Below are 12,764 nucleotides of genomic sequence, written 5' to 3' on the forward strand. Positions count from 1 at the left end.
CATGACCACACTCGACATCCGCGGTCTCCACGCAGCCGTCGTCGACGACGAGACCGTCACCCCCATCCTCAAGGGCGTGGATCTCACGGTCCGTTCCGGCGAGATCCATGCCGTCATGGGACCCAACGGCTCCGGCAAGTCCACACTCGCGAGCTGCATCGCCGGGCACCCCAAGTACCGGATCACCGGCGGGAGCGTCACTCTCGACGGGCAGGATCTGCTGGCCATGCCCGTCAACGAGCGCGCCCGCGCCGGAATCTTCCTGGCCATGCAGTACCCGGTGGAGATCCCCGGCGTGTCGGCGGCCAACTTCCTGCGTTCCGCGGCAGGAGCACTTCGCGGGGATCCGCCCCGGCTGCGCGCCTGGGTCAAGGAAGTGAACCAGGCGATGGCCCTCCTGGAAATGGACCCCGCCTTCAGCCAGCGCAACGTCAACGAAGGCTGGTCCGGCGGCGAGAAGAAGCGGCACGAAATCCTCCAGATGGAGGTCCTCAAGCCCAAGATCGCGCTTCTTGACGAGACCGACTCCGGCCTGGACGTGGATGCGTTGCGGGTGGTGAGTCAGGGCGTCAACCGCTCCGTACAGGCCGGCCTCGGCGCTCTGCTGATCACCCACTACACCCGCATCCTGCGCTATGTACGCCCCGATTTCGTCCATGTCTTCTATCAGGGGCGCATCGTGGAGTCGGGTGACGCGACTCTGGCCGACACCCTCGAAGGCGATGGTTACGCGCGTTTCGGCCTGCGGGATGAACCAGCGGGCGGCCGATCGTGACACTGTCCGCCCCTGCCCGGCGCAGCGTCGTCCTGCTCGGATCCACCGGATCCGTCGGAAGCCAGGCCGTCGACCTGATGGCCGATCACCGGGACCGCTTCGAGGTCAGAGCCCTGTGTGCGGCGGGAAACAAACTCGATGTTCTCGCGGCGCAGGCGGCCCGGTTGGAGGTCGCGTTCATTGGCATCGCCGATCAGACGAAGGCGGTGGAGCTCGACGCGCTGTGCCGCGCTGCCTATCCTCCTGAGGTTCCGCTGCCGGAGATCGTCGCCGGGCGGGGCGCCGCGGTCGAACTCACGGGACTTGACAGCGATGTGGTCCTCAACGCCATCGACGGATCACCGGGCCTTCGCCCCACACTGGCGGCCCTGGACGCCGGGCGCACCGTCGCGCTGGCCAACAAGGAGTCGCTGATCATCGGCGGCCGGCTTGTCACTGACCGGGCCGGGCCCGGCCAGATCGTCCCTGTCGACTCCGAGCACTCCGCACTGGCGCAATGTCTGCGTGGTGCGGACAGGCGGGAGGTCGCACGGCTGGTGCTGACAGCGAGCGGAGGGCCGTTCCGGGGATACAAGAGGCCGGACCTCACCGCGATTACCGCACAGCAGGCACTGGCCCATCCCACCTGGAGCATGGGGCCCGGCATCAGCACCAATTCGGCGACCCTGATGAACAAGGGTCTCGAAATCATTGAGGCGCACCTGCTGTTCGGTATCGCCTACGGGCGCATCGAGGCCGTTGTCCACCCGCAGTCCGCGGTCCACTCCATGGTCGAGTTCAGCGACGGATCCATGCTCGCTCAATGCTCGTCCGCCGACATGCGTCTGCCGATCGCGGCGGGTCTGGACTGGCCCCGGCGTGTCCCCGGCGCCGTCACACCATTGGACTGGACGGCCTGTCACGACTGGCACTTCGAGCCCGTCGACCACGTCACATTTCCCGCCGTCGATCTCGCTCGCACCGCGGGCATCGCGGGCGAGTGCGCACCGGCGGTCCTCAACACCGCGAACGAGTTCCTGGTCGCGGCCTTCCTTCGGGGCGAAATCGGTTTTCTGGACATCATCGATCTCGTCTCCGTGGCGCTGTACACCTGGCTGGACACACGGCACAGCGAAACGCCGGCCGACGGACTTGAAGCTGTGGAATCCGCTCAGACCTGGGCGCGCGATCACGCCCAGTACCTGGTGAAGCGCTGAAGAAGCCTGTGCTGGTGGCCTTGACCGGTGCGGCGGTTGGGCCGGTCACGCGGCCCAACCATGGGTGGTCGATGACGAACTGTGGGCGCTGATCGAGCCGGTCTTGTCGCAGGGCCGGATCGGTCGCGGGGGCCGAGGCGCATGGCCGGTCGTCCGTGTGAGGTCCCGCGTGTTCTGAGACGCCGTTGTGTTCGGCGTGCCCGGTGGACTCTGACCATGGAGGACAGGACGGAGGCCGCCTGCCGGATCTGCGGATACGACGACGGCGTGCCGCTGTTCGATGAGTACGGCGTCCCGCAGTACGTCATCTGCCCGTGCTGTTACAACGAGTCCGGCATCGGAGACGACTCCGTCTCACAGGTACGTGAGCTGCGCGAGCACTGGGTGGCCGGCGGTGCCCAGTGGTACGAGCCAAAGCTCAGGCCGGCCGACTGGGATCTGCCGACGCAGTTGGCCACCATCCCGCAGCGATGGCGCTGATCGACGCGACAACGGATCGTTTCACGTGGTGGTTCGCCGGTGGCGGACGCGGGCCGCGGCGATGCCGGCTGAGGCCGCGTGTGTGCCGGTCCCTTCTCGCGGGGGCGCTGGGCTGACGCGTATCCGCGTGTTCGTCAGCGCCGGACGGCGCTGACGATCGAGAGCGCCCGTGCGAGCGGTGCCGGCCGGCTACGTCCTCGGGCTCGACGGCCGGCCGGCACCGCTCGCAGGCGTGGCTCAGTGTCCGGAACTCCTGGAGGCGAGGGCCTGCTGATACATGGCGCCGGCCTTGTAGGAAGAGCGCACGAGCGGGCCGCTGAGCACCGCGGTGAACCCTGCCGCGCGGGCTTCCTCTTGCAGCTCGACAAACTCGGTCGGGTGGATCCAGCGCTCCACGGGGTGATGCTGTGGAGACGGCCGCAGGTACTGCGTCAGCGTCAGGAGTTCGCATCCCACCGCGCGCAGGTCGCGGAGCGCCACAGAGATCTCAGCGCGTGTCTCGCCCAGCCCGAGGATGAGGTTGGACTTGGTGATCAGGCCCGCCGAGTCCGCCGCCTCGATCACCTGCAGAGAGCGCTCATAGTCGAATCCCGGCCTCACACGGCGAAATAGACGCGGGACCGTCTCGATGTTGTGTCCGAAGACCTCGGGCCCGCTGTCGAATACCTCGGCCAGACGTGCGGTGTTGCCGCGGAAGTCCGGAGCGAGCATCTCCACGCCCGTTCCGGGGTTGACGGAGTGGATCTCGCGGACCGTCTGGGCGTAGAGCCAGGCGCCGCCGTCGTCGAGGTCGTCCCGGGCCACCCCGGTGATGGTCGCGTAGCGCAGTCCCATGGTCTTGACACTGGCTGCGACACGCGCGGGCTCATCGCGGTCCAGGGGGTCGGGCTTGCCCGTATTGATCTTGCAGAAGTCGCAGCGGCGACTGCAGGTCCCGCCGCCGATCAGAAAAGTCGCCTCGCGTGCGTCCCAGCACTCGAAAATGTTGGGACACTGCGCCTCCTGGCAGACAGTGTGCAAGTTCTGACCCCGGACCAGCTCTGTGAGTTCGGCGTAGTTGGGTCCGGGGCGGAACCTGGTCTTGATCCAGGCGGGCTTGCGTTCGATCGGGACCCGCGTATTGCGTGCCTCGATGCGCAACATGCGGCGCGGACTTCCTGCCCCGGAAGCCGGGGATACCGACGGAATGCTCACCGCGGGCCTTTCGTGTAGGCGCGACGGGCCGCTGGATACATCCACAGCGCGCAAGCGCGGGTGGTTGGGGTCGGTGAGGTGTTCATCGTTCTCCTGGGCCCGGTGCGAGAGAGCACCGAAGGCCTGGTGTCCAGCCGCTGAGAGTCGCGGCGTCTGTGCCGTGCGGGCTTTTCGCCGCAACGTCCTCCGGCCTATGTTCGCAGTCTCCTGCGCCGACCAGTGTCGATAAAATGCCAACCAGTATTGAAATCATGTGCACGACGAACACCCGCTGGTGCATGCGGGCGCGGGCATGATCGCCGTGACCTCCGCGGCCTGCATCCGATACGGCTTCCCCCGCACGTCGACGCGGCCACACTGATCGGCCTCGCGGGCGCCGGCCCGGCTTTTCGGGGGGAGACGGCGATGAGGAGTTCACGGTGAAACGGTCAGTTCGACCCTTTCACAGCAGAAAGCGAAACAGTGGGCTGGAAGAGTCAATGAGCTCGAAGCGAGGGCCCGATTTGTTCAGACGGGACACGAGTGCCGGAAATTCTTGCGGATCTCCCAGCTCAATTCCCACCAGCGCGGGCCCGGTCTCGCGGTTACTGCGCTTTACATATTCAAACAGCGTGATGTCATCATTTGGGCCCAGGACCGTGTCGAGGAAATCTCGCAGAGCTCCGGGCTCTTGCGGGAATTCCACCAGGAAGTAGTGTTTACGCCGTTCGTGGACGAGGGCGCGTTCCGCGATTTCGGCGTATCGGCTGACATCATTATTCCCGCCGGACAGGATGCACAGGACGTCTGCGCCCGGAGAGATGATGACACTCTCGCCGAGTGCCGCCGTGGCGAGAGCCCCTGCCGGCTCCGCGATAATGCCCTCCACCTGGTAAAGGGTGAGCATCTCCGCACACACCTGCCCTTCGGTGACGGAGGCGAGCTCCACGTCCCCGGAGGCGATCAGCGGAAAGGTGACCGCCCCGGCAGTGCGGACCGCGGCGCCGTCGACGAACGGGTCCACTTCCGCGAGCGGCACGGGTTTGCCCGCCGCGAGCGCGGCGGCCATGCACGCGGCCCCGGCGGGTTCGACCCCCACAATGCGTGTTCTTGGATGCCGCTCTCGCAGCCACGCCACGGTGCCGGCCAGTAGTCCGCCGCCGCCCACCGGAACCACGACGACGTCAGGGGCATGACCAAGCTGCTCAACCGCTTCCCGCACGACGGTTCCCTGCCCGGCGATCGTCCGGGCGTCGTCGAAAGCGGGCACCGGTGTCGCGCCCGATTCCAGCTCATAGGCGGCAGCGGCCTGACGCGCCTCGTCATAGGTCTCCCCGGTGACCACGATCTCGATCGCCTCTCCGCCCAGTGCGGCGATCCGGGTTCGCTTCTGCCTCGGGGTCGTACGCGGCAGATACAGCCGGCCGCGCACCCCCAGCGCCGAGCACGCGAAGGCGACTCCCTGGGCATGATTGCCCGCGCTCGCGGCAACGACCCCGGTCGTTCGCGCGTCGTGGTCCAACTGCGCGATCAGGTTGTAGGCCCCGCGGATCTTGTACGAGCGGACCACCTGTTGGTCCTCGCGCTTCACCCACACCTGTGCGCCCAACTGGTCGGACAGCCGTGCGTTGCGCTCCAGCGCGGTCGTACGGACGATATCCGCAAGCCGCGTCGCCGCCGCGTCCACCTGCGCCGCGTTCAAGATCGCCAACGCGTTCCTTCCACCGTGTGTGCCGCCGTGTGGACATCACACGGCAGACCATTTCGGACCGTGGCGCGTCTCTCGAACGCACCGTCCTGGACCCGCAACGCATCCTTCCAGCCGTTCGCTCTTCCCTTTGCGATTAAAGTGCCATCCTCTATTGCAAACGAGCCAATGCGTCGGCGGTGACTTCAGTGAGATCGCGGGCGACGCATTGGGCGGTGCACCTCACTGAGCCTCCGCCAACTTGAAATCACAGGTCAAAGAGCTGGTGTGACCGGTTCACGGGGTGCTCACGCTGGTCGTGGGCGACGGTCTGCGGAGTAGATCATCCGTCAGCGGTTGACTTCGAGGTTCGTCAGAACGAGCAGGGCGCGCAGGAGGTGGGTGGCGCGGGCGGGGTCGGTGCGGAGTTTGGTGAGGGTCCGCCAGTTCTTGAGGTGGGCGAATCCGTGTTCGACCGGTGCGCGTCCGGTGGCGAGGACACGGTTGGCGGTCTTCTGGCCGGGGGTGAGCTTGTGAGCGCGGGTGGCTGTGAAGCCGGTGACGATCACGAGGTCGCGTACGTCGTTGTCCAGGCCGCGGAAGCCGAGGTCCGCCAGTGCGCCGAGACCGGCGGCGCGCAGGTGGGCCAGAATGTGGTCATGGCGGGCGGCGGTGTTGTCGTGGGTGCAGCCGGGCCGGGCGGCGGATATCCAGGTCAGGCGGCCTTTCTCGTCGGTCAGGGCGAGGAAGTGCAGGCCGTGATGACGGTGTTTGCCGGAGTAGTTTCGTCGGTCGGCTTTTCCTGTGCGGCGCCGGGTGGGGATGAGGGTGCCGTCGATCAGGACTACCTCCCGGCCCTGCTTGGCGATCTTCTTCAGAGCGCGGTCCAGACGCGGAGCCTGCGCGGCGAGGAGGGCGATCAGCTCGTCGTGCCAGCGGCGGACGGTGGACTCGGACACGTTGTTGCCGCCGGCCATGTCGGCCAGGCGCCGGTCGTGGCGCAGCACGGTCAGGACGACCACCGTGATCCTCCCGGGCGGCAGGATCCGCCACCTGGACCGTATTGCCTTCAGATGGCGTCGCAGTAGATCGGCGAGGTGGTTGACGGTGCGCGTGGACAGCGGCAGACGGCACTGGTAATCAAGCGGGCAGCCAGCCGTTCTTCGAGTTCGTCCAGTTCCGCGCGCCGCGCGGTGATCCGTTTCAGTAGTTCGGGATCCATGCACCGGATCGTAGAAGGGCGCCCAGCCGCAGCGGGCAAGAATCGGCGAGCTGACGAGGTTCAGGCCGTGTTCGACGGGTCCGGCGATTGGCCAAGGGCGTCTCGTCGCGCCGTGTCCCACTGCCGACCCCTCCGTGGAGTTGGCCGCTTGAAAGGTTCCCCACGACGCGAAGCGATTGACAGGGGACCGTGAGCCGCCGGTCGGCCGACGCGCGGCGCGGATCAGTTGCGCGTGCCGGCCGGTGGGCCGACGACGGTGGTGAGCTGGAGTTTGGTCTCGTCCTCGCTGCCCGGCGCGGCGGTCATGATGACGATCTTGAGCTCGGTGTCGCCGTCGGTCAGGACATCGCAGTCCACCGTGACCGGGCCCACCGACGGGTGGTCGACCGTCTTGCGGACCTCGCGGTTCGCGGTCACCTCTCCCTTCGCCCACAACTCGGCGAACCTCTCGTTGCCCGCGTTCAGGTCGCGGACCAGCGCGGCCAGGCGACTGTCCCGGGGGAAGCGGCCGGTGGCGCGGCGCAGGTCGGAGACGAGGGCGGCGTCGGTGGTGTCGGGGTCCGTATCGGTGACCGGCCACAGCACGAGGGGGGTGTGATCGGCGCCCACCGGGAACCTGTCGCGGGCGAAGTTGCGCATCCACGGCGGCGAGGCCAAGGGGTCGCCCAGCAGGGCGGCCCACCCGTGGTTCCACCACACCAGTTGCCAGTCCGCCGCGAACACGGCAACCGGTACGTCTCCGAGGCGGACGAGCACTCGTTGCATACCGGACGGGAGATGGTCGCAGATCGTGCCGTCCGCCGGCGGCACGATCCGGGCCAGCCGGTAGAGGTGGTCCCGCTCGGCAGTGGACAACTGGAGGGCGCGTGCCAGGGACGCCACCACCGACGCCGAGGGTGTCGTGGCCCGCCCCTGCTCCAGACGCACGACGTAGTCGACCGACACTCCGGCCAGGTCAGCCAGTTCCTCGCGCCGCAGCCCGACAGCCCGGCGCTTGCGGACGACCGGCAGCCCGGCGGCCGACGGGGGCAGCCGGTTCCGCCATGTGCGGATCGCCGCGCCCAGTCCGGCCCCGGGGGGTGTCGTCGTCATGCCCTCCATCCTCCCGCGTCCCCGATCACATGCGGGGGCGCGAGGGTGGTACTGGTCTTCCCACCGTCGAAGCGTCCCTGGTCCAGCTCCCTCGTCCAGGCAACCATCGAAGGCATGACGATCACTTTCATCACCGGAGCCAACAAGGGCATCGGCCGCGAGACCGCCCGCCGCCTCATCGCCTGCGGTCACACCGTTCTCCTGGGAGCCCGCGACCGAGAGCGGGGTGAGGAGGCAGCCGCCGCGCTGGGCGCACGCTTCGTCCCCGTCGACGTGACCGACGACGCGTCCGTGGCCGCCGCCGCCGCGGACGTCGCCGAGCACGAGGGCAGGATCGACGTCCTGATCAACAACGCGGGGGTACAGGGTCCCTTCGGTGATCCCGGCGACCTCACCGCCGCCGACGCCCGCGCCGTCCTCGACGTCAACGTCATCGGCGTCGTCCGCACCACCACCGCGTTCCTGCCGCTGCTGCGCCGTTCGGACGACCCCGTGATCATCAACGTCAGCAGCGGCATGGGCTCCCTCGCCTTCACCCACGACCCCGGCCGGTCCGAGTCGCACGTCGTCGTGCCGCTGTACGCCTCCTCGAAGGCGGCGCTGACGATGTTGACCACGCAGTACGCCAAGGGGCTCAAGGGCATTCGCGTCAACGCCGCCGACCCCGGCTACACCGCGACCGACATCAACGGTCACAGCGGCTCTCAGACCCTCACCGAGGGCACGGACGCGATCGTCGCCCTCGCCACCGAGGAACCCGGCGCCGGCACCGGACGCTTCATCGACCGCCATGGCGAGATCGCCTGGTCCTGACCCCGGCAGTCCGGAGACTGCCGCCTCCGACCAGCGTGAGAACCTGGGGCGACCGTCACGCCAGCCCTTTGACCTGCGTCTTCAAGGTGGCGGAGGCTCACTGGCGTGGCTGCCTGCCACCGGGCGTATGCCCGAACGTGCGACGGAAGACGACGACGAACGAGCTGGCGGACTTCCAGCCGCATCGGTGTGCGACGGTCCCGACCGGGATGTCGTCCGCGAGCATCCGCACAGCGTGGTGCAGGCGTAGCTGAGTGCGCCACTGCACGTAACTCATCGCCATCTCCTCCCGAAAAAGCCGGGCCAGCGTCCGCGAGCTCGAACCACAGAGCCGCGCCAGATGTTCAAGGTCGATCGGTGCGCCCAGCTGCGCTTCTACGTGCCGGCATGCCTCGACGAGACGCGGGTCAACGGCGGTGGGAAGTCGTATCGGCTGTTGAGGAGAGAGGGAGACCTCGTCGAGCAGAACCTCCAATATGCGCGCTCGTCTGGCTGGGTCGTCCTCGGCGGTGGCCGGCGCGGTGTAGCGGATGATCAGTTCGCGCAGTAGCGGGTCCACCGCCACGACCGCTGGGTTGCTCAGGCCCAAAGGGTTGCAGTCCGCCGGGAGCCCCACTCCGTGCAGCTTGGTGGGGCCGTAGGCACGGTGTTGGTGGGTGGCGCCGGCGGGGATCCAGATGCCGCGGTTTGACGGCGCGATCCAGCTTCCGGCCGCGGTGGTCACAGCGATGACGCCGGCGCTGGCATACACCAGTTGGTGTTCATCGTGTACGTGGTGAGCGATGACAGACCTGGACGGCAGTGTCAGGACGAGCGTTGCCGTCTCCCAGTCATGGGTGTATTTCGACATTACTTGGCACTCTATCGAAAATGGGCGAGTGGGACTGCGAACATACGGGAGCGGGCAGGGCGGCGGCAAGCACCGCGTGGCACGGACGTCGCGACTGTCACACCTCAGGAAGCCACGCGGGTGAGCGCGAGAGCCGGCGCCGATCTCTTCCGGTCGAGAGCCTCGCCCTTCGAGGCGCCGCACCGCCGCCCGGGGACTCTCGGCTGCACGAACATCTCCGGGCAGCCGACCGACCCCTTTAAGGTGCATCTGAAATGCATGTTAACGTGTGCCCATGAGGCTCACCAAGTCCACCGACCTCGCACTGAGGGTCGTCATGTCTCTCACCGTCATGGGAGACGAGTCGTCGACGATCCGGAAGATCGCCGACGCGATGCGGGTCCCGTACTCACACCTGACAAAGGTAGTGGCCCAGTTGCAGCATTTCGGTCTGGTGGAGACGCGCCGGGGCCGCGGCGGCGGACTGGTGATCACCGCCTCCGGGCGGCGGGCGTCCGTCGGAGGTCTGGTGCGACGCCTGGAGGGTGAGGGTGACGTCGTCGACTGCGAAGGGGCCACGCCATGCCCACTCAACGCGGCGTGCCGGCTGCGCGGGGCACTGCGCCAGGCCCAGGAGGCCTTCTACCTCTCATTGGATCCATTGACGGTGGAAGACCTGGCCGGGTCACCGACGGGACCGATTCTGGTCAGCCTGGTCGGCAGGAACACCTGATCAGCCTGTAGCGCCTTCCACGGTTGTCGCCGATCTTCGCTTGGCGTTGTCACGCGTCGGCGGTTGGCGACGCCGTCACCAGGCGGGCTCAGCCTTGAGAAAAAACATTCATCTACGATGCATATTCTATGCCATTGAGGAGTTCCCATGCTCAGCGATGCGTCCACGGCTGTCGTCCGTGACACTCTTCCCTTGGTGGAAAGCGCCCTCGGGGAAATCTCCAAACGCTTCTACGACCGGCTCTTCGCGGCTCACCCCGGGCTGCTGCGGAACCTGTTCAACCGCGGCAACCAGGCCGTCGGCTCCCAACAGCAGGCACTGGCCGGCGCGTTCGCGTCCTTCGCCGGCACACTGGTGCACAATCCGGACCAGCGGCCCGATGTGCTGCTCAGCCGCATCGCCAACAAGCACGCCTCACTGGGCATCAGCCCGGGGCAGTATCCGGTGGTGCACGAGCATCTGACAGCCGCCATCGGCGAGGTGCTCGGTGATCCGTTCACAGCCGAAGTGGCCGCGGTCTGGAGCGATGTGTACTGGCTGATGGCCAACAGCCTCATCCGCATCGAGCAGCGTCTCTACGCACAGCACGGAGTGCTCGTCGGCAGCACCTGGAGACCATGGACCGTCACCGCTCGCACACAGGAGACCGACGATGTGACGAGCTTCGCCCTGACACCCGCCGACCATGCCGGCGCTCCCGCCTTCCGGCCTGGGCAGTACGTGTCCGTGCAGGTCCAATTGCCGGACGGAGCAAACCAGATACGCCAGTACAGCCTCTCCCGAGCCGCCGGAGAGGACGACACTCGGCACATCACCGTCAAACGTGTCCACGGACGCGGCAACCCGGACGGTGAAGTGTCCAATCACCTCCACGAACACCTCCACGAGGGCGACACACTCAACGTCTCGGCTCCGTACGGCGACCTGGTCATCAAGGACACCACCGCCCCGCTGTTGCTCGCTTCCGCCGGAATCGGCTGCACTCCCATGCTCGCCATGCTGGAGCAGTTGGCCGTACAAGGACACCGCGGCGCTGTGACCGTCGTCCACGGCGACCGCACCGCCGCCGAGCACGCGCTGCGCACCCAGCAGAAGAACCTGACCGGCCGGCTCGCCGACGGTCGCACCCACTTCTGGTACGAGAGGCCACACGGCGCGGACCCGGAGGACCTCACCGGTCTGGTCGACATCTCCCGGATCTCCCTGCCCGACAACGTGCACGCCTACCTCTGCGGCCCGCTGCCGTTCATGCGGACCGTGAGAACCCAACTGCTGGCACGAGGAGTGTCTCCCGCACACATCCACTACGAGGTCTTCGGTCCCGATCTGTGGCTCGGGACCGAAGACCGCTCCCCCGATCAGGGTGGACAGGTCGAACCGGATCACCCGGTCCAGCGCGAGGACGGCGCTGGTCATCACCAGAACCAGCCCTCCCACCGGAAGACTGTCCTGGTCTCAGCACCGGAAGATCTCTGATGCTCCACACGGCGAAGCCCTCTCCTCCGCACGGCTCTTGGTGCGCAGGAGAGGGCGTGCCGGCGAGCATGGATGACCGGCCGCGGGAGGCATCCGAGCCGAGTTGGCGTTCTCAGGCGTCATCCTCCGGTACCAGAACGACCTTGCCCACCACGGTGCCGGATTCGGCCAGCCGTACCGCTTCGCCGACCTGGGTGAGAGGGATGCGTGCGGCGACCTGAGGTGTGAGGGCGCCCTGGGCGAGCAGTGCGAAGACCTGCGTCAGGTCGGCGCGCAGCTTGGTACGGAACGTGTCGAGCCTGCGCCGGCCGGCCCAGATGTTGTAGAAGTGGGCGCTCTTGCCATTGGGCAGTGCGTTCCACAGCATCAGACGGCCGAACAGCTTGAGGACCGGGGCCCTGGAGGAGCCCTGGACATCACGGGTCGAAGCCGTGCCGTAGGACACGAGCGTGCCCTTGGGCGCGAGCAGGCGGAAGGAGTCCACGATGCCCTCGCCGCCCACGTGGTCGAACACCGCGTCATAACCGTGGGGAGCCAGTGTGCGCAGCCGGTCGTCGAGGTCGGCGGCCCGGTAGTCGACGGGCGTGGCTCCCAGAGCCTGGACGGCGTCGTGGTGCTTGGCCGAGGCGGTCCCGACGACCCGCGCGCCCGCGATCCGGGCGAGCTGCACGAGCGTGGAGCCCACGCCGCCGTTCGCACCCAGCACAAGCACGGTGCCTCCGGCGCGGACCTTGGCGAGCCGGTGGAGCATCTGCCAGGCGGTGATGCCGTTGACCACGAAGGTTTCCGCGCCGGCGGAGTCGACCGACTCCGGTACCTCGGTCAGATCACCGGCATCGACCGTGACATGGCTGGCCCAGGCGCCGGTCTTGGTCAGGACCGCGAAGCGCCGCCCCAGCAGGTCCCTGGACACGCGCTCACCCACATCGACGGCTCGCCCGATGAGGTCGTAGCCGGGGACGAAGGGGAAGGGCGGCTGGTCGTAGTACTTGCCGCGCCGCATCTGCTGCTCGGCGAAGGAGACTCCGGCGGCCTCCATCGCCAGCACCACCTGCCCCGGGCCGGCCGGCCGGGCGGGCCGGGTGCGGAGCTGGATGCCGCCGGGCTCCACGACACCGGGCAGTACGGCTTCGGTGACGGTGGACGAAGCGAACGGGGAGGCGTTTTCACTCGTGGGATCCGTGTCGGCATTGCGGCCGCTGAGGTTCTTCATGGCTCTCCTTGGACAGTGTGACTGATGGTGCGGCGAGGTGAGGTGGGAGCTGAAGGCGCTGGGCACCGGGTACCG

General features: G+C 67.6%; 13 protein-coding genes. 6 read left to right on the plus strand and 7 right to left on the minus strand.

Annotated elements, in window-relative coordinates:
* Position 1: 1 nt before the first annotated feature.
* The 3 genes from sufC (at position 2) to PV679_RS21255 (ending at position 2,451) form a co-directional block, all read left to right on the plus strand.
* The gene (gene sufC / locus PV679_RS21245; RefSeq protein WP_319681917.1) at positions 2–775 is read left to right on the plus strand and encodes a Fe-S cluster assembly ATPase SufC; all 774 of its coding nucleotides are present in this window, start codon (positions 2–4) and stop codon (positions 773–775) included.
* Positions 772–1,971 carry a 1-deoxy-D-xylulose-5-phosphate reductoisomerase gene (gene dxr / locus PV679_RS21250; protein ID WP_319681918.1) on the plus strand — a complete coding sequence of 400 codons (1,200 nt, stop codon included), beginning with the start codon at positions 772–774 and terminating at the stop codon, positions 1,969–1,971. The genes sufC and dxr overlap by 4 nt, the downstream gene beginning before the upstream one ends.
* A 216-nt stretch (positions 1,972–2,187) precedes the next feature.
* The gene (locus PV679_RS21255; protein ID WP_319681919.1) at positions 2,188–2,451 is read left to right on the plus strand and encodes a hypothetical protein; all 264 of its coding nucleotides are present in this window, start codon (positions 2,188–2,190) and stop codon (positions 2,449–2,451) included.
* 237 nt (positions 2,452–2,688) lie between these two features.
* On the opposite strand, the gene lipA is transcribed toward PV679_RS21255, so the two are convergent.
* The 5 genes from lipA to PV679_RS21280 form a co-directional block, all read right to left on the minus strand.
* The gene (lipA, locus tag PV679_RS21260; RefSeq protein WP_319681920.1) at positions 2,689–3,594 is read right to left on the minus strand and encodes a lipoyl synthase; all 906 of its coding nucleotides are present in this window, start codon (positions 3,592–3,594) and stop codon (positions 2,689–2,691) included.
* A 493-nt stretch (positions 3,595–4,087) separates the two neighbouring features.
* The gene (gene ilvA, locus PV679_RS21265) at positions 4,088–5,335 is read right to left on the minus strand and encodes a threonine ammonia-lyase IlvA (protein ID WP_319681921.1); all 1,248 of its coding nucleotides are present in this window, start codon (positions 5,333–5,335) and stop codon (positions 4,088–4,090) included.
* Positions 5,336–5,661: 326 nt separating this feature from the next.
* Entirely contained in the window at positions 5,662–6,333 is a 672-nt protein-coding gene (locus PV679_RS21270; protein WP_319681922.1) for a transposase family protein, read from the minus strand.
* A gap of 47 nt (positions 6,334–6,380) precedes the next feature.
* Positions 6,381–6,533, minus strand: coding sequence for a hypothetical protein (locus tag PV679_RS21275; protein ID WP_319681923.1), 153 nt, complete (start codon positions 6,531–6,533; stop codon positions 6,381–6,383).
* A 222-nt stretch (positions 6,534–6,755) separates the two neighbouring features.
* Positions 6,756–7,634, minus strand: a complete 879-nt coding sequence (locus PV679_RS21280; protein ID WP_319681924.1) for a helix-turn-helix transcriptional regulator — start codon at positions 7,632–7,634, stop codon at positions 6,756–6,758.
* Positions 7,635–7,739: 105 nt separating this feature from the next.
* Between PV679_RS21280 and PV679_RS21285 the strand changes: the two genes are divergently transcribed.
* Positions 7,740–8,438, plus strand: coding sequence for an SDR family NAD(P)-dependent oxidoreductase (locus PV679_RS21285; RefSeq protein WP_319681925.1), 699 nt, complete (start codon positions 7,740–7,742; stop codon positions 8,436–8,438).
* A 97-nt stretch (positions 8,439–8,535) separates the two neighbouring features.
* Here the strand turns inward: PV679_RS21285 and PV679_RS21290 are convergent, their stop codons facing one another.
* On the minus strand, positions 8,536–9,288 hold the full coding sequence (locus PV679_RS21290) for a helix-turn-helix transcriptional regulator (RefSeq protein WP_319681926.1): 753 nt from the start codon (positions 9,286–9,288) through the stop codon (positions 8,536–8,538).
* Positions 9,289–9,562: 274 nt separating this feature from the next.
* Here PV679_RS21290 and PV679_RS21295 point away from each other — a divergent pair, with 274 nt between their 5' ends.
* Both PV679_RS21295 and PV679_RS21300 read left to right on the plus strand, forming a co-directional pair.
* The gene (locus PV679_RS21295; RefSeq protein WP_319681927.1) at positions 9,563–10,000 is read left to right on the plus strand and encodes an Rrf2 family transcriptional regulator; all 438 of its coding nucleotides are present in this window, start codon (positions 9,563–9,565) and stop codon (positions 9,998–10,000) included.
* A gap of 147 nt (positions 10,001–10,147) precedes the next feature.
* Positions 10,148–11,476, plus strand: a complete 1,329-nt coding sequence (locus PV679_RS21300; RefSeq protein WP_319681928.1) for an FAD-binding oxidoreductase — start codon at positions 10,148–10,150, stop codon at positions 11,474–11,476.
* A 112-nt stretch (positions 11,477–11,588) separates the two neighbouring features.
* Here PV679_RS21300 and PV679_RS21305 read toward each other — a convergent pair whose 3' ends face one another.
* Positions 11,589–12,689, minus strand: coding sequence for a medium chain dehydrogenase/reductase family protein (locus PV679_RS21305; RefSeq protein ID WP_319681929.1), 1,101 nt, complete (start codon positions 12,687–12,689; stop codon positions 11,589–11,591).
* Positions 12,690–12,764 lie beyond the last annotated feature (75 nt).

Source organism: Streptomyces sp. AK02-01A (assembly GCF_033795305.1).
Taxonomy (GTDB): Bacteria; Actinomycetota; Actinomycetes; order Streptomycetales; family Streptomycetaceae; genus Streptomyces.